15 protein-coding genes and 1 pseudogene are annotated in these 18386 nt (G+C 49.6%); all 16 read right to left on the bottom strand.

From position 1 onward, the window contains the following. Nucleotides 1-330: 330 nt before the first annotated feature. Nucleotides 331-1890, bottom strand: a complete 1560-nt coding sequence (locus K0T92_RS13290) for a gluconokinase (RefSeq protein WP_219872968.1) — start codon at nucleotides 1888-1890, stop codon at nucleotides 331-333. A 415-nt stretch (nucleotides 1891-2305) separates the two neighbouring features. Continuing rightward, nucleotides 2306-4633: an alpha-xylosidase gene (gene yicI, locus K0T92_RS13285; protein ID WP_219872967.1), complete on the bottom strand. Its 2328-nt coding sequence runs from the start codon at nucleotides 4631-4633 to the stop codon at nucleotides 2306-2308. A gap of 50 nt (nucleotides 4634-4683) precedes the next feature. Continuing rightward, a complete protein-coding gene (locus tag K0T92_RS13280; protein WP_219872966.1) occupies nucleotides 4684-5655 on the bottom strand; it encodes a 2-hydroxyacid dehydrogenase in 972 nt (323 codons plus the stop codon). A 21-nt stretch (nucleotides 5656-5676) separates the two neighbouring features. Then, nucleotides 5677-6510 carry a carbohydrate ABC transporter permease gene (locus K0T92_RS13275; protein WP_219872965.1) on the bottom strand — a complete coding sequence of 278 codons (834 nt, stop codon included), beginning with the start codon at nucleotides 6508-6510 and terminating at the stop codon, nucleotides 5677-5679. Next, the gene (locus K0T92_RS13270) at nucleotides 6510-7436 is read right to left on the bottom strand and encodes a carbohydrate ABC transporter permease (protein WP_219872964.1); all 927 of its coding nucleotides are present in this window, start codon (nucleotides 7434-7436) and stop codon (nucleotides 6510-6512) included. The genes K0T92_RS13275 and K0T92_RS13270 overlap by 1 nt, the downstream gene beginning before the upstream one ends. 66 nt (nucleotides 7437-7502) lie before the next feature. Then, nucleotides 7503-8750: a sugar ABC transporter substrate-binding protein gene (locus tag K0T92_RS13265; RefSeq protein WP_219872963.1), complete on the bottom strand. Its 1248-nt coding sequence runs from the start codon at nucleotides 8748-8750 to the stop codon at nucleotides 7503-7505. A gap of 204 nt (nucleotides 8751-8954) precedes the next feature. Continuing rightward, entirely contained in the window at nucleotides 8955-10070 is a 1116-nt protein-coding gene (locus tag K0T92_RS13260; RefSeq protein ID WP_219872962.1) for a LacI family DNA-binding transcriptional regulator, read from the bottom strand. A 624-nt stretch (nucleotides 10071-10694) separates the two neighbouring features. Beyond that, complete coding sequence (locus K0T92_RS13255; protein ID WP_219872961.1) at nucleotides 10695-11255, bottom strand: LemA family protein; 561 nt, start codon at nucleotides 11253-11255, stop codon at nucleotides 10695-10697. Between the two features lie 38 nt (nucleotides 11256-11293). Then, complete coding sequence (locus K0T92_RS13250; protein WP_219872960.1) at nucleotides 11294-13066, bottom strand: DUF2207 domain-containing protein; 1773 nt, start codon at nucleotides 13064-13066, stop codon at nucleotides 11294-11296. A 242-nt stretch (nucleotides 13067-13308) separates the two neighbouring features. Then, nucleotides 13309-13890: a TetR/AcrR family transcriptional regulator gene (locus K0T92_RS13245; protein ID WP_219872959.1), complete on the bottom strand. Its 582-nt coding sequence runs from the start codon at nucleotides 13888-13890 to the stop codon at nucleotides 13309-13311. Between the two features lie 42 nt (nucleotides 13891-13932). After that, a pseudogene (locus K0T92_RS13240) lies at nucleotides 13933-14697 on the bottom strand (FAD-dependent oxidoreductase); the annotation flags it as partial. A 33-nt stretch (nucleotides 14698-14730) separates the two neighbouring features. Continuing rightward, nucleotides 14731-15204, bottom strand: coding sequence for an NAD(P)/FAD-dependent oxidoreductase (locus K0T92_RS13235; RefSeq protein ID WP_219872957.1), 474 nt, complete (start codon nucleotides 15202-15204; stop codon nucleotides 14731-14733). Between the two features lie 221 nt (nucleotides 15205-15425). Continuing rightward, nucleotides 15426-16037 (bottom strand): FMN-binding negative transcriptional regulator, encoded by a 612-nt coding sequence (locus K0T92_RS13230; protein ID WP_219872956.1) that lies wholly within the window; start codon nucleotides 16035-16037, stop codon nucleotides 15426-15428. A 61-nt stretch (nucleotides 16038-16098) separates the two neighbouring features. Then, a complete protein-coding gene (gene paiA, locus K0T92_RS13225) occupies nucleotides 16099-16617 on the bottom strand; it encodes a spermidine/spermine N(1)-acetyltransferase (RefSeq protein WP_219872955.1) in 519 nt (172 codons plus the stop codon). Between the two features lie 14 nt (nucleotides 16618-16631). After that, on the bottom strand, nucleotides 16632-17084 hold the full coding sequence (locus tag K0T92_RS13220; RefSeq protein ID WP_219872954.1) for a MarR family winged helix-turn-helix transcriptional regulator: 453 nt from the start codon (nucleotides 17082-17084) through the stop codon (nucleotides 16632-16634). 539 nt (nucleotides 17085-17623) lie between these two features. After that, entirely contained in the window at nucleotides 17624-18385 is a 762-nt protein-coding gene (locus K0T92_RS13215; RefSeq protein ID WP_219872953.1) for an SDR family NAD(P)-dependent oxidoreductase, read from the bottom strand. Nucleotide 18386 lies beyond the last annotated feature (1 nt).

Raw genomic sequence — 18386 nt, 5'->3', positions numbered from 1 at the left:
GAAACTTCAGCTCCCACTAGGACTAGGTCTAGGTCTAGGACTAGGCGAAACATGCGAAACGGCAGTTTTTCTCTCTATTTTGACCCCATGAAGGTGAAATGCCTGCCAGAGTGCAGGTATTTCACCTTCTTTTCTCCTTAACGGCCTATTTTTGCTCAAATTCATGCATGATCGCAGGTATTTTACCATTCTGACGGACTTGTAGCCGAAATTCATGCACATTCGCAGGCTTCTTACTCCGTCATACTGCCGTCAAACTACACCTGGAGAAGGGGAAAGGATACGCTGGGGCCCCCCGGCCAATGCAGATAGCGGAGAAGAGAATTACTGCTACCCGCTCCGCTTGCGCTGCAAATCGGCAATTTCCGCAAAGGCAGGCGCAAGCGCCCCGCACAGCCGCGTGTAGATGCCAAGCAGCTCGCGGTACACTTTCGCTGCGGCTGCGCTGGGCTCCAGCACTTCGTCGATCGGGATCCACGACTTTATATCGCTCCAATGTCCGAGCTCTCCGAGCTCCTGCATCGCAATCGCCGCCGCGCCAAGCGCGGACGCTTCCGTTACGCGGGGGATACTAACCCGCTGCCCTAGCATGTCAGCCAGCATCTGCCGCCAAAGCAGCGACTTCGTAAAGCCGCCCGAAGCTCGCACCTCGACTGCTGGCCCGGCCAAGTCCTCCAGCGCATGCGCAACCGACAGCACGCCCAGCATAACGCCCTCCAGCCCGGCTCGTACGAAATGTCCTCGGCCATGGCCCAGATTCGCACCGAAGAAGGTACCCCTCGCCTCGGCATTCCAGATCGGAGCCCGTTCTCCGGTCAGGAACGGCAAGAACAGCAAGCCCTCCGCTCCGGGGGACACTTTAGCCGCCTCTTCCAGCAGCGCCTCCACGGACCCGCGTCCTTCAATCCCTGCAGCGCCACTTCCTCCAGCTCCCGCAAAGCCGCCGCCAGCAAACATCTTCTCCCTCAGCCATTGCAGTACGATTCCGCCGTTATTCGCAGCTCCCCCGATTACATAGGAGCTGTCCGCCACGTGATAACAGAACGTACGCTGCCGCTCATCGGTAAGCGGCCGATCCATCATCATTCTAACCGCCGCACTCGTACCGATCGTCACCGCCATTTCGCCCGGACCAATGGCTCCGACACCGATATTGGCCATCGCCCCGTCGCTTCCGCCGAGGAAGAACGGCGTTTCCTTGCCCAGTCCCATCCTCTGCGCATAATCGGCGGATAGCCCTTGCATCCGGTATGTTCCCGGTTGAAGAGGCGACAACCTGCCCGTCTCTAGCCCCGCAAGCCGAAGCGCCTGCTCGTCCCAGTCGAGCTGCTGTCCATTCAACAATCCCGTCGCGGAAGCAAGCGAATAGTCGACCGCCCATTGTCCGAACAGTACAAACAGCACATATTCCTTAATCGAAACGAACTTAGCGGCCCTCTCCCACACGTCCGTCCGATTGTTTCTAAGCCAAATCAGCTTAGGAAGCGGCGACATGGGATGAATGGGCGTGCCTGTGCGGAAGTAAATATCAGGAACATGCTGCCGGATATGCTGAGCTTCCGCCTCGCTCCGTCCGTCCGCCCAGGTCATACTTCGCGTAAGCGGCTTGCCCGTCTCATCAATGGCAATTACGGAATGCATCGCCGAGCTTAACGATGCTCCGGCCACATCTACGCCCGATATGCCGCTCTGCTCGATAGCGCCCTTAACGCTTCGCGTGACGGCCTCCACGATCGCGTCCGGGTCCTGCTCGGCCCATGACGGCCGCTCATGCAGCAGCGGATAATGAATGGAGCAGCTTCCCCGCACCGATCCGTTCATGCCGAACACGACGCTCTTCGTGCTTGTCGTACCAATATCGATCCCGATTACCGTTTTATCCGATCCCATACCCTTCTATCCCCCCTATTAGCAAAAGAGAGGACGACCCGCCGAAGACGCGCCATCCTCTATATTCCAGACTGTTAAAGTGCCCTATTCTTAGGGTAGCAAATCCATAAACATCAAGCATGCCTGGGTAATGCGCGAGTGCGTGAAGGCAAAGATGCGTAAATGCAGGCTTTCTCTCCGTTTCGCCCGCTAAAGATGAAATGCCTGCCAAAGAGCAGGCATTTCATCCTATTCGCCTCAATCAGGCTCATTCTGCCCCATATTCCTGCACAATCGCAGGCATTCCAGCTCCAACGGGGTCTTTTGACCGAAATTCCTGCGCTTATGCAGGATTCCTTCTCTCCCTGTAGAGATGAAATCAATCGCCGCTGGTTCTCGTGTGGCCGGACTTTCGGTCAGCCTGAAAATCCACCGTTTATCCCCTTAATTGCACGCGGATTCGACCCGCAGCTTCATGCGGTACCAAACGAATGCCCGCCTCCGTTACGCTCCAATCGGCTCCGCTAACCTCTGCCGCCTCGGACACGCCGCGGAGAATCATCTCCCACGGCTTGCCTGCGCCGCTTGCGGCAATCTCAATTGCACCGCCGCTGCGCACTGCGCGAACTACCAGCTCTTGCTCAGCCTTCGTGCTGAACACAACGGCCTTCGCTTCGCGCCCATCCTCCAGCTCGAACGCGTGAATCGTCACGCCGTCGGCATAGTCGTAATCCGGACGGAGCTCATTGCTTCCGACCGCAATAAGGCTGTTCGGCCTTGCCATCAGCGGAAGGCTGAAATAGTCATGCTGCTCGGAAACCCAGCGTCCGCCTTCCACCACGGCGCCGCTTAGGAAGTTCGTCCAGCGTCCTCCCGGCAAATAATAGTTGGCTTCGCCGCGATCATTGAAGATCGGCGCCACCAGCAGCGACTCGCCCAGCATATACTGACGGTCAAGCTGTTCGCAGGCTGCTTCGCCCGGGAACTCCAGCACCATCGCGCGCATCATCGGCAAGCCCGTATGCGTTGTTTCGATGGAGGAGCCGAACAAATAAGGCATCATCGTCGATTTCAGCTTGGTAAAGTAACGAAGCACATCGCTCGCTTCGTCATCGAACAGCCAAGGCACCCGGTAGGATTGGCTGCCATGCAGGCGGCTGTGCGAGGACAGCAAGCCAAACGCCGTCCAGCGCTTGTACAGATCCGGCGTCGCCGTGTTCTCGAAGCCGCTTATATCATGGCTCCAGAAGCCGAAGCCGGACAGGCCCAGCGACAGACCGCCGCGCAGCGTTTCCGCCATGGAATTGTAATTGGCTGTGCAGTCGCCGCCCCAGTGAACCGGGAACTGCTGACCGCCTGCAGTCGCCGAACGGGCGAACACCATCGCTTCATTCTTGCCCTTCGTTTCTTCCAACACTTCAAATACCGCTTTATTGTATAGATGTGTATAGTAATTGTGCATTTTCACGGGATCGGAGCCGTCAAAGTAGACGACATCGGTCGGAATGCGCTCGCCGAAGTCGGTTTTGAACGAATCGACACCCATATCGATCAACACTTTCAGCTTGTCTTTATACCAGCGAACCGCTGCGGGATTCGTGAAATCAACGAGCCCCATGCCGCCCTGCCAGCGATCCCACTGCCACACGTCGCCTTCTTTCGTCTTCACGAGGTAGCCGTTCGCCTTTCCCTCATCGAACAAATAGGACTGCTGCGCAATATAGGAATTGATCCATACACAGATGTTGAGCCCTTTGCTCTTCAGGCGATCCAGCATCCCTTGCGGGTCTGGGAATACGTCCCGGTCCCATTCGAAATCGCACCATTGGAATTCTTTCATCCAGAAGCAGTCGAAATGAAACACGTGAAGCGGAATTTCGCGCTCAAGCATGCCGTCGATAAAGCTGTTGACCGTCGTCTCGTCATAGCTCGTCGTGAACGACGTCGTCAGCCACAGTCCGTAGGACCACGCTGGCGGCAGCGCCGGTCTTCCCGTCAGAAGCGTATAATTGCTCAATACTTCCTTCAAGGAAGCTCCGCCGATGATATAATATTTTAACGTTTCGCCGGGAACGCTGAATTGCACCTTAGCGACCTGCTCCGAGCCGACCTCATAGGATACGCGCTCGGGATGATCGACGAATACGCCATAGCCGAAGTTGGATATATAAAAAGGCACGTTCTTATACGCTTGCTCGCTGCACGTACCGCCGTCCTCGTTCCACAGGTCGACGACTTGGCCGTTCTTCACGAACGGGGTGAACCGCTCGCCGAGGCCGTATATATATTCGCCTACGCCCAGGTCAAGCTGCTCTCTCATATACGTGCTTTGATCGGACAGCTTGACATGTCCCGGGCTCTTGTAGCCGCTGCCGGTCAAACGTTTGCCATCGAAAATAAATTCAGTGTTCCAGCCCTCGTTCTTATGAATCTGAACGGTTAGCTTGCCGCTTGTGAAGCTGGCAACCTCCTGGCCGTTCTGTACCGAGACTTGCGTGTCCCGGTTAACGTTCTTGGCAAATTCCGGGCCTTTCGGAAGCTTGCCGTTATGGTGAACAAGCTCCACACAGATAACGTCAGGCATCGGTGATGTATAGTTAACTGTAAGAATCGCCGTGTTCAGCGTGTCGCCGCGTGTTACAATTTTTTTGCAGGAGGCCAGTACGGTCAATTTGTCCTCATATGTCCGGACATTCCGGATCTCGATCGGATAGTTGAAGGTAACTCCTTGCCGCATATGCCAATAACCATCAGTAAATTTCATCCCATTTCCACCTATCTGTCTGTTATAGTCATCTGTTGTATTGAAAGATTTTAAGATTGCAATTCGGGAACAATATGCACCGGTTCCGCGCCTCTCAGAGCATGAACCAAATTGCGGGCCGCGGCATAGGCCATATTCCGCCTTGTAGCCGCCGTCGCCGAGCCGAGATGCGGCAGCGTAACGACGTTGTCCATCGCGAGCAGCGGATGAGCCGCGTCTATCGGCTCTCTCTCGTATACATCCAGACCCGCTCCATAGATTCGCTTATCATTAAGCACCCGGACGAGCGCCTGCTCATCCACCGTTTCACCGCGCGATACATTAATGAATATGGCGCTGCTCTTCATCAAAGCAAACTCGGCTTCGCCCATAAGATGCCGCGTTTGCGGCGTCAGCGGCGTCATAAGCAGCACATAATCCGACGTTCTCAGCAGCTCGTCGAGCGAGCTGTACGCAATGCCCAGCTTTGACTCCACATCAGGCTTCGGATTGCGGTTATAATAAACAACATCCATTAGGAACCCGAGCTTCGCCCTCCGCGCGATCGTTTCGCCGATCCGCCCCATGCCGATGATGCCTAGCCTCGCATGATGGACATCGACCCCGAACAGCTCGGCGTCCTGTCCCTGCTGCCAGCGTCCCGCCTTTACGAACCGATCCAATTCCGCCACTCTGCGAGCCGTACTCAAGATAAGCGCAAAAGCGAGGTCGGCTACCGTTTCATCAAGCACATACGGCGTATGTGTCGCGGTGATCCCCCGTGCCTTCAGCAGCGCCAAATCCAGGTTGTTGTAGCCGACGGACAGGTTGCTGATCACCTTCAACTGCGGCGCTGCGCGCAGCACGCCTTCGTCGATTGCGGTGCCTGTAACGAGCAGCCCTTCCGCATCGCCAATTTCCTCCGCTAACCGCTGGGGCGTGATCGGCTCATCACCCCGCCAGCTCCGAACCTCGCAATGCTCGGCCAGGTAGGCGCTAACTTCATCGGGCAAATCTCTTGCGATATAGACGCGTGGCTTCATCAGGCCTCTCTCCCTTGTCGATTAGTCCTTCATGGAGCCGGCCGTAATGCCGCCAACCACATATTTCTGCATCGATACGAAAATGATGATGATCGGCAATGCGGCAAGTGTCGCAACCGCCATCAGATTGTTCCACTCCGTGCCGTATTGGCCGATAAACCGGTACAAGCCCAGCGTTAGCGGACGCACCGCATCGCCTGTCGTCAGTGTCAGCGCGAAGATGAAGTCGCCCCATCCGAACAGGAAGCAGAATACGGCTACCGTCAGCAGTCCTGGCGTAATGAGCGGCAATATAATTCTCGTAAATGACGTGAATTTGTTGCAGCCGTCGATCGACGCCGCTTCCTCCAGCCCGCTAGGCAAGCTCAGGAAGAACGGACGAAGCGTGATAACTGCAAAGGGCAAAGCGTGTATAAGGTTGGCGAGAATCAGACCGATATAGTTGTCCGTCAACCCGACCTTGGAGAACATAATGTATAGCGGCATCGCCATCATAATGCCTGGCAGCATTTGAATCGACAGCAGCAGGATCATAATGATCGCCTTGCCCTTAATTTTGAGCCGGGACAGCGCATAAGCCGCCGGAACCGCCAGCACCACCGTCATCAGCATCGTACCAAGCGAGATGACTACGCTGTTGCCGATATAACCGATCATGTCCTGATTGCGGACAAAGTTGTTGATATACGAGTCGAAGGTTGCTTTGACAGGAAGCAAATGCGGCGGATTGTTATACAGCTCCGTGATCGGCGTTACCGAAGTCTTCACCATCCAATACACCGGGAACAGAAAGACAATAATAATCAACGTCGCAAGTACAGTTATGCCTGCCTTCTTCCACTTAGAATCCGCCATTAGTGAGCCTCCTCCTTATTAGACATTTTCAGATACACAATCGCGACCAGGATGAGCAGCACGAACATAATCATCGATACGGAAGCGCCGTGGCTGAAATCAAACATCGAGAAGGATAGCTGGTAGGCATAGATCGGCAGCACTGTAGAAGACGTAACGGGGCCGCCCGCCGTCATAATAAAGATCAGATCGAACACCTTGAACGTATTGATAATGCCGAGCATAAGCAGAACCAGAATCGTCGGCCTCATCAGCGGCAGCGTAATATGCTTGAATTGCAGCAGACGGTTCGCGCCATCGAGCTTAGCCGCCTCGTACAGCTGTTCCGGAAGCGTCTGAAGTCCGGACAGCAGAATGATCATATTAAACGGAATACCGATCCAGATGTTCGCGATAATCGTTCCAAGCAAAGCGGTATTGCCTTCACTCAGCCAGTTGATCGGCTGATCGATCAGCCCTATCGATTGCAGGAAATAGTTAATGACGCCGTAGTCGCCGGACATCATCCATTGAAATACCGTACCGGTAATAACAACGGGAAGCATCCAGGCGAGCAGCATCAATGAACGGAACAGATTGCGTCCCGGAAATTTCGAATTGAACAATAGCGCCAGCGCAAAGCCGATCACGAATTGGAAGAAAATACTTACGACTGTGAAAATAACGGAATTTTTAGCAGCAATATAAAAGACCTGGTCCTTAAACGTCTTGATATAGTTATCGAAGCCGACGAAATTTTGCTTTCCGTTCAAATTGTATACATTGACATCCTTAAAGCTGAGTACCGCGTTATAAAAGATCGGATAAATAATAAAGATCGCCATAAAAACAAGCGCCGGCAGCAGAAACAAATAGTTGTTCCAATCGGAAAATCGGATCCCGCCTCTGTTGGTCTTAGAGCCTTTCTGTACATTCTGGGCTTTCATTTCTCCACCTCTGTCTACCGAATTAGGAGGGATGTGAGGCTGCTCGCATCCCTCCCTCGTATCTCTCTATTGCGCCAGGATCGGCTGAATTTTGGCTCCTGCTTCCTTAACCGCATCCTCCGGAGACTTGGATCCCGAAATGACCTGCTGCAGCATAATTTGAATGGAATCCGAAATTTTCGGGTAGTTCGGACCGTAAGCGCGAGCTTTGGCCACTTCCATGGAGTCAGCGAATACTTTCAGCTGCTTATCATCCTGCCAGAACGGATCTTCCAAGTAGTCAGCACGGCTTGGAAGGCGACCTGCCGCTTGCAGGAAGCTCTTCAGATTATCCGGTTCGTTAGCGAACTTGATAATGTCGAAAGCGATATCCTTATGCTTCGAAGCATCTGTAATCGCCCAGTTCTCGCCGCCGAGAATCGTGCCGCCCTGCTTGTTCACTGGCAATTGCACAACATCCCAGTTCACTTTGCCTTCTTTTCGAAGCAGCGGAATTTGCCAGGTGCCGTTGATCATCATAGCCGTTTTGCCTGTCGAGAATTGCACAACCGTATCCGACTGCTTCTGATTCAGAACTTCTTTGGACATATAGTTGTTCGAAGCCATGTATTGCAGAAGCGATGCAGCCTCAACCGTTCCCGCGCTGTCGAAGCTCGTAACGTCGGAGCCTGCTTGATACATGAGCGGCAGGAATTGGAACGTGCCCTCCTCCGTTTTGACAGCCGTCATCGAGAAGCCGTATACATCTTTTGTTGTCAGCTTCTTCGCTGCTTCCTTGAGCTCATCCCATGTTTTCGGAGGCGCTACATTCGCTGCCTTCAGCATATCTACGTTGTAGTACAGGGCAAGATTGTTGCTGCCGATAGGTACACCGTAGTTTTTGCCTTCATACATCGTGGAAGACCACGGACCTTCGAAATACTTGTCGGCTTGTCCCCATGCCTTCACTTCTTCCGTAATATCAGCCAGAATGCCCGCCGCTGCGAAAGCTTGATGATCCGGGTTGTCCAGCCATACGATATCCGGCATTTGATTGCCAGCCGAGCTTAGAAGAAGCTTGTTTTTGATATCGGCAAAGGAAATGAAGGTGCGTTCGATTTTGACATTCGGATTAGCCGTCTCATAGTCGGCGATGATTTTCGTCAAAGCGCCTTGTGTCGCCTCACTTGTCATCGAATCCCACCATTGAATCGTTACTTTATCGCCTTTTGCCGCATTTCCTTGCTCATTCGAATTTTCCGCTGATCCGCAAGCCGTAAGCACAAGCGACATGATAACGGTTGCAAGAATAAGTTTGGGCCAGCTTTTTTTCATTTGTTTGTTCCCCCTCATGATGTCAAAAATAATTTGCACTGCTGATGTGGAATTTATCCATTACAACAAAGATGAATCCCTCAAGTTGACCGTCATAAAATGATGTACGTACATCATTTTATGACGCAGTAACCCCTGTCGCTCTAACGCAAGAAGAAACTGCGCGCAGCGCCGAGGATTATTGTTTATATTCCCGCGAAGGGATCAAATATAATAACGCGCATTTTCTTTCATAACCAATTCCAGCTTGGTGATGTTTTCCTTCTCATTCACTTTCTCTCCGGAAACCAAATATTCGAACATCGATTTCACGGTCAAATAGCCTTGATTAACTGGATCCTGGCAAATCGTCGCCGTAACAACACCTTTGCGCAGATAATCATAAATCTCTTCCGTCATATCGTGACCGATCAGAGCGATCGGCTTCGATAAATTCGCCGCGGCCAGATGCTTCGCAACCGTATGCAGCCTGGCGCTGGACACGTAGATGCCGTCAACTTGATTGAAGTAATCGATAAACGTATCGAGCGAATCATACTCATCCTGCTGCAGCTTGAGCGGCCCTACCAGCTCGATATGGCCATATTCAGCCACTACCTCGCGGAATCCGGTCACCTTCTGCTGCATTTGAAAATTGGTATAGGACATAATAAGCCCTATCCGCGTCTTCGGCCCGATCAGCTTGCACAGCATATCCGCAGCCAGCCTGCCGGCCACGCGATAATCGCAGCCAACGTAGAACAGTCTCTTGCTCAGCGGCGAGTCGCTGTTGAATGTGCAGATCGCTATCCCGCGATCCACCCCGCGGTCGATAATGTCCGCGAATTCCTGCGGATCGTTCGGCGATATGGCAATCGCGTCATACTTGCCCGAATCGACGAGCCCCGCTACAATTTCTTTCTGGCGGTCAAGATCGTACTTTTCGGAACGAATAACATGAACATGCAGCCCGTAATCGCGGAATTCCTCGATTGCAACCTGCACCCCCTTCTCCACCTGCATCCAGAAATATTCAGGCAGCTCCGGGAATACGATCGCCATCGTATATTCGTTCTTGCGAGACAAAAAACTGGCCGATTTGTTCGGCGTGTAGTTCATCTCTTTGATCTTGTCCATCACCAATTGATAGGTGGCGGGTTTGACATTCCCCCTGTTATTCAACACACGGTCTAATGTGGCCACAGAAACACCAATGTGCTTTGCCAATTGCTTGACGGTTAACCGCTTGTTTTGCTCCATATCACACCACGACTTAATCTCGAGATTTTGTACTACGCCACTAATCATAGCAACCTGAATTTGCAATGTCAACGCTTTCATGATGGTTTCCATAATTTTTTGAGTTACGTACATCATTTGTTTAAAAGCTTAAAGCTTTAAGTGCTAATTCTCTTATCCACCACTCCACGCTCCCGCTAAAGCCGAAGCCTGCGAATGTGCATGAATTTCGGTGACAAAGAAGCCATAATCGCAAAATTCCTGCGATCATGCATGAATGTGAGTTAAAAACGACCGTTAAAAGGGGAACGAAGGTGAAATGCCTGCACTCTGGCAGGCATTTCACCTTTATCAGGTCAGAAACGAGAGAAAAACTGCGGTTTCGCATGTTTCACCTGACTCGCATCTCGTTTGTCTCGGCGATTGAATAACGTATCGTCCTCTGGCGAGGAGTACATGGGCAGTCCCATGATCGCAGGCATTCCACATCGTACAGCTTCTTAAAGTGGGAGCTGAGAGATACCGTCTATAATTATGTGGCGAGCACGCGATAGGCTCTTCTTGTAATTGGAAGCTGCTAAACATGGCCATCCTTCAACGGATGGCCATGCATAGACAATAATATGGTCTGTAGGCGTTCACCAGCCAAACTGACGACAGCGCTCGATTGAACCTCGTTCGTGCCAAGCCCTCTTGCGATGCGAATCGCGAGAGAGCTTCTTTACATTAGAACTTGGACGGGACCTTCGGCAAAGCCTTCTCGGCTTCATCCATTCTGAAGAAGGCTTCCTCGCGGAACCCGAACATTCCGGCCAACAGATTGGACGGGAAAACGGCAAGCGCGGTGTTGAATACTTCGACCGCATCATTGTAGAACTGTCTGGCATACCGGATTTTATCCTCAATCTCCGTAAGCTGTTCTTTGAGATATAGAAAGTTCGCGCTCGCCTTTAAGTCGGGATAGCCCTCCGCAACCATCATCACTCGGCCGAGAGCCGCCGACAATTCACCGCTGGCCGAAGCTTTATCGGCGACGGACGATGCAGAGGCATATTTCGTTCTCATCTCCGTTATCTGACTCAGCGTCTCTCTCTCGTAGCCCGTATATCCCGATACCGTTTCGATCAGGTTGGGAATGAGGTCAAAGCGATTCTTGAGAACGATGTCCACCTGCGACCAGCTGTTGCGCACCCGGTTGCGCCGCTCCACAAGCCGGTTATATGTAACGATGATCCACAGAAGAACGATAACGCAAATACCAATTCCAATATAACCGCCCATGGACATAAGATTGCCCTCCCTATTAGTCGTTCATTTATCCTGCATCAGAACGCTCCGCGTCCGCCGCCGCCCCCTCCGTCACCGCCTCCGGAAGAGAACCATCCACCGGAATCAGAGGAGTCCCCGCTGCTCGTCTTATTTGCCTCCGAGACCGTTCCATTGAATAGCTTGTTCAGCTGGTCGAATTCAATAATAGCCGCCGAAGCGTAGAGGGTGGCATCGTCGTAGCCGCTGTCTTTCTTATTCAGGATTTTGACCTTCGTGTCCTTAATCATCTTCTTCGCCACTCCGAGCGGAATTGCGTATACGAAATAATGATCCCATAAGTGGACGGCCATCGTATCACGCTTCTCGATTCGGCTGTAAGCGCTAAGGAACCGGCCGAACGCCTTCCATTTCTCGTATTCGGTCTGTCCCTTTAGCGTTCTCAGAACTCCTTTCGGCTTGAAGAAAGGAAGCGGAAGCGAGCAAAACATCAACCATCTCCAATCGATTGGCGCAAAGAACAAGAAGCCGATGAACTGTACGAGGAAGACGAGAATTACCCATCTGTAGATACCGGAGTTTATCCCCACATATCCCCGATTCATGGCCGCTTCCCTGACTTTCCGCTGCCAGTCTAACCATTTCACTGGAAAATCAGAACGCAAGGACGCTTCAGAGCGAATTTCCGAAAGGGTCACCTTATTGCCATCGCCTATCTTGCCGAAAAACCATTGAAGCAGCATCGCTTCGTGCGGCAGCAAGCCTTCGGTATTCTTGTTTCGCCATACGAAGGAATAGTCACTCCCTTTGCCCGCTCCCGCTCCGGCCTTCGGCGAATTCAGCTTCTCCATGACGATATATTTCCTTCTCACGAAGTCGAGCAGAGTCGCCATCAGATCCCTGGGCTCGATTCGGTAATCGAGCAGAAAGCTCACAACGGCAGGCGAAGCGTCGGAGGGAAGCTCGCGATAATAATCACCCTTCCAATTCGATTTGGGGGCCTTGCGGTATCGGAAGTATATCGTGATGCCGACCGCGAGGTTGGCAAGCAGCAGGAGCAGCGCATAGGGTACCGTGTAATCATTCGAACTCTCCGGGCTCTTGTCATCTGCCCTCCAGTTCCTTTCCTGCTCCAGAATCTTATCGAGCATCGGCTCGCTGCTTATTCTCTTGCTGCCAAGGACATAGCTCACAGGGAACAGAACTCGCGCCTCGAGCATCTCATTGGCCGGCAGCGAATTGACCTGGAAGGAGACCGTTCCATCGTCCAGAACATGAATGATTCCGTCTAACGGGCCATGACCGAACGTCGTGACCTCGTCCCTCGTGATCCCTTCCGGCAGTTCGATCTCGATATTCACCGTCCCAAACGCATTAGCATTCGTCTCATCGAAGAACTTCCAGTACAGCTCCGCGGTGTCTGCATACACTTGTACGACATTCTTGACGGTATAAGAGATCAGGAACTCCTTCGTTGTATCGGCGGAATCGGAATAAATCTTGTAATGGAGTGCGTCCCCGTCACCTGATTGCTCGAATTTAAGCGGAACTTCGCCTTCGTCCGATACCTCGTAGGCAGTGAAGTTCTCGATGCCGTCCGAGCCGTCCGTATTCAAGTCGACTAGAATTCCGTGAAAGACACCATCAAATCGGTATACATCCCTCTCGGTTATTTGCATATTACCGTCAGAGTCGATGACCGCATGAATGTCGACCTTGCTGATCTCGAACGAACGTTCCTCCGCACTCACGGGAGAGACGGACAGATGCAGGAACAGGCATAATAAAATGATTAGAATACCAAAGACTTTAGGCCTAAATGGCATGGACATAATTCCTCTCAGACACAGTGATATAGTCGCACGCAATTGTTTCTGCTTGGAAAAATGATTGAAATATAGTTCCTACGACTTGTATCGACTGGAATAAGGGAATATTTTAGTTGTTTTCGCAATATTGGCTGGAATCTCTGATATTCCGGGGATTTCACAGGCGGGGCAACCACTCTTGTACTTCCGCAAGGTAGCGTCTGAGCCTCAATGCAGACGAAAGGCACCCGATTGGGTGCCTAGGATCATAAAAAAATCAACCTTGAGATCATATCCTTCATCGTTTTTTTTCGGATCACGATAACTTCCTCTTCAGAGATATTCCCGTAAAACTTCCGAATCGCCTTGTGATGAGAGAAATAAAAATAAACCGCACCTAGTAAGCTCACGACGAAATCTTCAGGATGATCAACCTTCCTACATTCGCCGGTCTGGACACCAAGCTGATACATCCCCATCACCATCTCGAAAAAGAAATTTTGGCGATGAAGCTGTTGAAATATGTCTCGATCTTGCGCGACGCTCTGATCCATAATCTTCACGAAATACGGGTTGGAATGAAGAAAATCAATGAAATGTTCCATGACTTGAATCAAGTTTTCGCGAACCGATGTACCTGTAGGTTCAATTGAAACGGAAACCGCTTTTTCGAATAAGTCGTTAATAACCGCCGTGAATAATTCTTCCTTGCTTTTAAAGTGATAATAAATTAATGCCTTATTAACACCGGCCATTTTTGAAATATAATCAATTCTAGCCCCATCGTATCCTTTTTCCGAAAATTCCTGTAAAGCGGTTTGCAGAATTTTCTCTTTTCCCTGGCCCATGCATGGATTCCTCCGTCTAAAAGCTCATACTTCCTATTTCATTCAGGATAATAAATCCGCTACTTTCTTCGCGCTATCATAGCAAGGCATACCAAGCGATCCCGACCCTTGTGTAGAATCTCCAACCAGATATAATCCTCGTACGGCTCGGCTTTGCAGAGGCAACAGTTTGGCATACGTTCTTCTGGCAATTCCGTTCACCATAGCTCTGTTGATCATTCGTTTGTGTACCACATACTTTTCCCATCCTGGGTACACTTTATGGAGCAAAGCTTCAAATGCGGTTTGCGAGCCCTTCGCGTGGCTGTCGTCTAGCTGCTCCTGTCCGGTCAAAAATTTCAGGCCGTTAATTAACTGTCCGCCGGCGGGTACGGAAGCAGGATTGTTTAAGCCGTAATCATTGATGTAGAAGCCTCCATCCAGATCCAACAAATTACCGATATCGCCGCGGAGCCTCTTAGATAACATGATATCATAGACGAACACATAATGAGCCGATTGATTGACATACTCGCCGAACTCATCTGCAAGGGATGGATAACTTAAAAGCTTCGTTAACTCTTTCGGTGGCACGTTCAGCACCACTTCATCGAATTCATGCCGTTCCCCCGCACACACTACACCTTTCACTTGGTCAGCCTCAACAATAAGTTCCGAGACGGGTTTCCCCAATCGAATAATGCCCCCATTTTTTGTAATTGCTTTTTGCAGCTCTTCCAAGAGGACGTCATACCCCATATAGCTTAAAGGCTCGTTTTTCTCATACTGGCGGGCGGTTAATTCAACGAAACGGTTCATAGAATATAAGTCGAGCTCGCCGTCATAGACCGATAATGATGCTTAAGCTGAAAGGACTTTGGCAATCTCGGGGTTTCCCACGTTGTCTCGGATCCATTGGCCTACGGACATGGTTTGCGGAAAAGCCGGTGCTTGCTTTACCATCTGGTAAAATTGCTTCAAACATTTCAAATGATTGAATAAACCCGAAATTGCGGGAGAGGTCAGCGCACCGAAGCCAAGAGGACTTGAGATGACTTTGCCTTCCATAAAGAGCTTGAATTTGGACAAGCTTGCCTTCCTGTACTCCATCGGCAGTTCAAGTTCTTGAACGATGGAACGCATAGGTTCCTGTTTGGGAGCCAATACCGCATGGGCGCCATAACTCATTTTAAAGCCATTCATTGAAATGACATGGCTTCTGCCGCCCAGAATCGGCGCACGTTCCATAACAACAACCTGGTTCCCTCTCTTCGCTAATAAAGCCGCCGTAACCAAGCCGCTTAGACCCGCCCCTACGATACACACTTTCTTCATACTATTCGCCTCCAATAATTAGACTAAATTTTTAGTTTAATTTTATCATTGCGATACCACTTACACAATGTCAAAAGTGTTGTAACTGTTAACATTTAGGGAACATTCCACGTTTCAAATCGTTATTTACGTTACTTATGATTTGAAAAAGCCATCCCACTAAAAGGATGGCCTGTAGTTATAGAAAGTTAATGTATGCGTTATTGGATGATCCGTATTCGTTAATGCCTGAGACTTTCTTTCATCAAAGCAGAGATTTTGTGTTCGTCAGCATTTTGACTTTTCTCAAGTTGTTGAATAACCAATTGCTGACGCTCGATGGAATGATTTTGGCTTAACTTTGCTTTCCCTTCTATCCTGTTGATTTTCAACTTAAACCCTTGAATCCCTTTATTCAAACCACTAAGATAGCCGGGGTCTATATCCCGCAAGCTGTAGGAACTATCAGGGGATTCGTACTTCAACACCATATCATTCAAGGAAGCCGCTAACTCATCTTCGTCATCTATAAGCTCGACTTCCCCGTATACATGAACCGTCACATAATTCCATGTTGGAACTGCCCGATTCGTCTCATACCAAGAAGGGGAGATATAACAATGAGGGCCATGAAATACAGCTAACACAATTTGATTCCCAATGTCCTTCCATTGAGGATTTGGACGAGCAAAATGCCCGTATAGATACATATGATCTTGATCGAGAATTAGTGGCAAGTGGGTAGCATAGGGTGCGCCCTTATGTTGAGAAAACAATGCAGCAAAACTATTTTCTCTAATAATCTTATAGACAGTTGATAGATCCGTAATTTCAAAATGTGCAGGTACATACATATTGTATTCTCCTCCCGCAAATAAAAATCTAATCATAAACCAATTGTGCCCATCTGTCTGGTTATATCAGTGCTTTGGTCATAATAAAATCAACCTGTTCATCATCGCCCATATAAAAAGAGTGGTTTCCAGTTTGAACAAAATCCATTTTTTTATAAAAAGCAATGGCATTCTCATTCTTTTCCCAAACGCCTAGCCAGACCCTCTTTTTGTTATGTCTCGTGGCTATTTCCACCGCTTTGTTCAGCAGGTATTTTCCAATCCCTTTTCCTTGAAATTTGTATCTAACATAAATCCTTTCAATTTCGAGCGACTCATCACCCATCGTTTCGGATTGGGCGTCATTACGATTTACCTTCAAATATCCAGCGAGTTCATCATTGAAATAGATAAAATAGAATTCCGAAGAGACATTGGACAAATCCTGTTCCAACTGATTAGCGTTAAATGCTCTTTCCAAATAGGCTTTCATATTCTCAGGTGAATTCTGATCTTTAAATGTATCGTTGAATGTTTCAATACTTATTTCCTGGAGTAGTTGCAAATCTTCAACGCTGCACTTTTTTATTTTCACAGTCATAGATATAGCTCCTTTCAATACTCTCTCTTGTTTCCCTTCTTCACAAATTCCCAGTCAACCTCTATATTTTTTCTAATTCTTTGAAGCAGGTGAGCAATGGTTTCTGCTTCACTCTCGGCAAATCCCGCTAATGCAACACGATTTGAATGATCATTTTCTCTTTTTATAAAAGGAAATATACGATTCCCTTTTTCTGTTGGAAATAGTTTTTTTATTTTCTTGTTATGTTCATCATCTCTCTTTTCAACAAAGCCATGAATTTCAAGGTTTTTTATTGCACGAGCTGCCGTTGTCCGGTCTACTTTAATCATTTCAGCTAATTTTTCTTGAATGATTCCAGGATTTTCACATATTCGGACAAGGTACAAATACTGTCCTTTCGTAAGGTCATATTCTTTAAATTCTATATTGCTTATTGAATCCAGGGCCCTGGCGATCATTCCAATTTCCCTTAGAATTTCCTTCATATATGCAACTCCGCTAAAATTATATTTGTCAAAGGCAATAAGAGAATAGTACAACAATTTTATTGCATTTGCAACAAAATGCAGCGTATGTCAAAGCTAGCCCTTCAAAAGGCGTGTCTACCCTCTTGGACCCTATTGTTTGGAAAGCAACCGAGAAGGATGGGTATTGGGGTTCGCAAAAGTAGATGAAGCATCGATTGAGCAGGGGATTCATCGTCTTGCGGAGTTGATCTTGTAGGGTCATCTATCTGGACAACCCCTTCTCCAAGTGTGATTAGAGGGCAGCGTGACGGAGTAAGAAGCCTGCGATGAAGCATGAATTTCGGTTACAAGAAGCCATAATAGTAGAATGCCTGCGATGAAGCATGAATTTGTGAAAAAATCAGCCGTTAAGGAAAAACGAAGGTGAAATACCTGCACGCTGGCAGGCATTTCACCTTCATGGGGCCGGAAACGAGCAAATACATGCCGTTTCGCATGTTTTACCTCGCTCCGTTCTGAACAGCTCCTTATTACTGTGATACGGGGGCCTAAGTCATTTACTGCGCAGTCCAGCCTCCGTCAACCATCAGAGTGGTACCCGTTACCATATCGCTTGCTGGTGAAGCGAGATAGATGACTGCACCTGCGACATCACTAATCTCAGCCAAACGTCGATTAGGTATTCTTGCCAGCACCCCTTCTAAATACGCAGGGTCATCGAGACGCTCTGAATTTCCTGGCGTATATGTAAAGGTTGGTCCGACTGCGTTTACATTCACGCCTCCAGCAGACCATTCCAATGCCAGAACTCGCGTCAACTGATTAACCCCGCCCTTGGAGGTGCAATATACAGCGTGATCTACAATGCCAACAACACTAGCCTGTGAGCTCATATTTATGATTTTGCCATATCCCTGGGCTAGCATAATCTTCCCTGCCGATTGACAACAGAAGAACAAACCTTTGAGATTAACATCCATCATCTTGTCCCAATCTTCTTCTGTCACATCGACTGCTGGATGATTATCACCGAGTCCGGCATTGTTAACCAGGATATCCAATCTTCCAAAATGCATCTTAACCCCATTAATGACCGAATCAATCTCCTTCACATTCCGAACATCCAGTACAAAAGCGACCGCTTCGCCTCCGTCAGCCCGGATTTCCGCTACTAACCGATCCAGTTCTTCCCCGTTTCTTGCTGCAACAGCAACCTTCGCACCCGCATGAGCCAATGCTTTTGCAAGCCCGAACCCGATCCCTTTACTAGCTCCTGTAATCATGGCAATCTTGCCAGTCAAATCAAATTGCGGGTACATC

It is taken from the genome of Paenibacillus oenotherae, assembly GCF_019443105.1.
Lineage (GTDB): Bacteria > Bacillota > Bacilli > Paenibacillales > Paenibacillaceae > Paenibacillus_Z > Paenibacillus_Z oenotherae.
The sequence above is the reverse complement of the archived record's forward strand: the minus strand, read 5'-3'. Positions and strand labels throughout refer to the sequence as shown.

Coding starts and splice junctions, on each gene's coding strand:
- K0T92_RS13290 (WP_219872968.1), bottom strand. CDS start 1,890: ATGGGATCGGATAAAACGGTAATCGGGATCGATATTGGTACGACAAGC.
- yicI (WP_219872967.1), bottom strand. CDS start 4,633: ATGAAATTTACTGATGGTTATTGGCATATGCGGCAAGGAGTTACCTTC.
- K0T92_RS13280 (WP_219872966.1), bottom strand. CDS start 5,655: ATGAAGCCACGCGTCTATATCGCAAGAGATTTGCCCGATGAAGTTAGC.
- K0T92_RS13275 (WP_219872965.1), bottom strand. CDS start 6,510: ATGGCGGATTCTAAGTGGAAGAAGGCAGGCATAACTGTACTTGCGACG.
- K0T92_RS13270 (WP_219872964.1), bottom strand. CDS start 7,436: ATGAAAGCCCAGAATGTACAGAAAGGCTCTAAGACCAACAGAGGCGGG.
- K0T92_RS13265 (WP_219872963.1), bottom strand. CDS start 8,750: ATGAAAAAAAGCTGGCCCAAACTTATTCTTGCAACCGTTATCATGTCG.
- K0T92_RS13260 (WP_219872962.1), bottom strand. CDS start 10,070: ATGAAAGCGTTGACATTGCAAATTCAGGTTGCTATGATTAGTGGCGTA.
- K0T92_RS13255 (WP_219872961.1), bottom strand. CDS start 11,255: ATGTCCATGGGCGGTTATATTGGAATTGGTATTTGCGTTATCGTTCTT.
- K0T92_RS13250 (WP_219872960.1), bottom strand. CDS start 13,066: ATGTCCATGCCATTTAGGCCTAAAGTCTTTGGTATTCTAATCATTTTA.
- K0T92_RS13245 (WP_219872959.1), bottom strand. CDS start 13,890: ATGGGCCAGGGAAAAGAGAAAATTCTGCAAACCGCTTTACAGGAATTT.
- K0T92_RS13235 (WP_219872957.1), bottom strand. CDS start 15,204: ATGAAGAAAGTGTGTATCGTAGGGGCGGGTCTAAGCGGCTTGGTTACG.
- K0T92_RS13230 (WP_219872956.1), bottom strand. CDS start 16,037: ATGTATGTACCTGCACATTTTGAAATTACGGATCTATCAACTGTCTAT.
- paiA (WP_219872955.1), bottom strand. CDS start 16,617: ATGACTGTGAAAATAAAAAAGTGCAGCGTTGAAGATTTGCAACTACTC.
- K0T92_RS13220 (WP_219872954.1), bottom strand. CDS start 17,084: ATGAAGGAAATTCTAAGGGAAATTGGAATGATCGCCAGGGCCCTGGAT.
- K0T92_RS13215 (WP_219872953.1), bottom strand. CDS start 18,385: ATGTACCCGCAATTTGATTTGACTGGCAAGATTGCCATGATTACAGGA.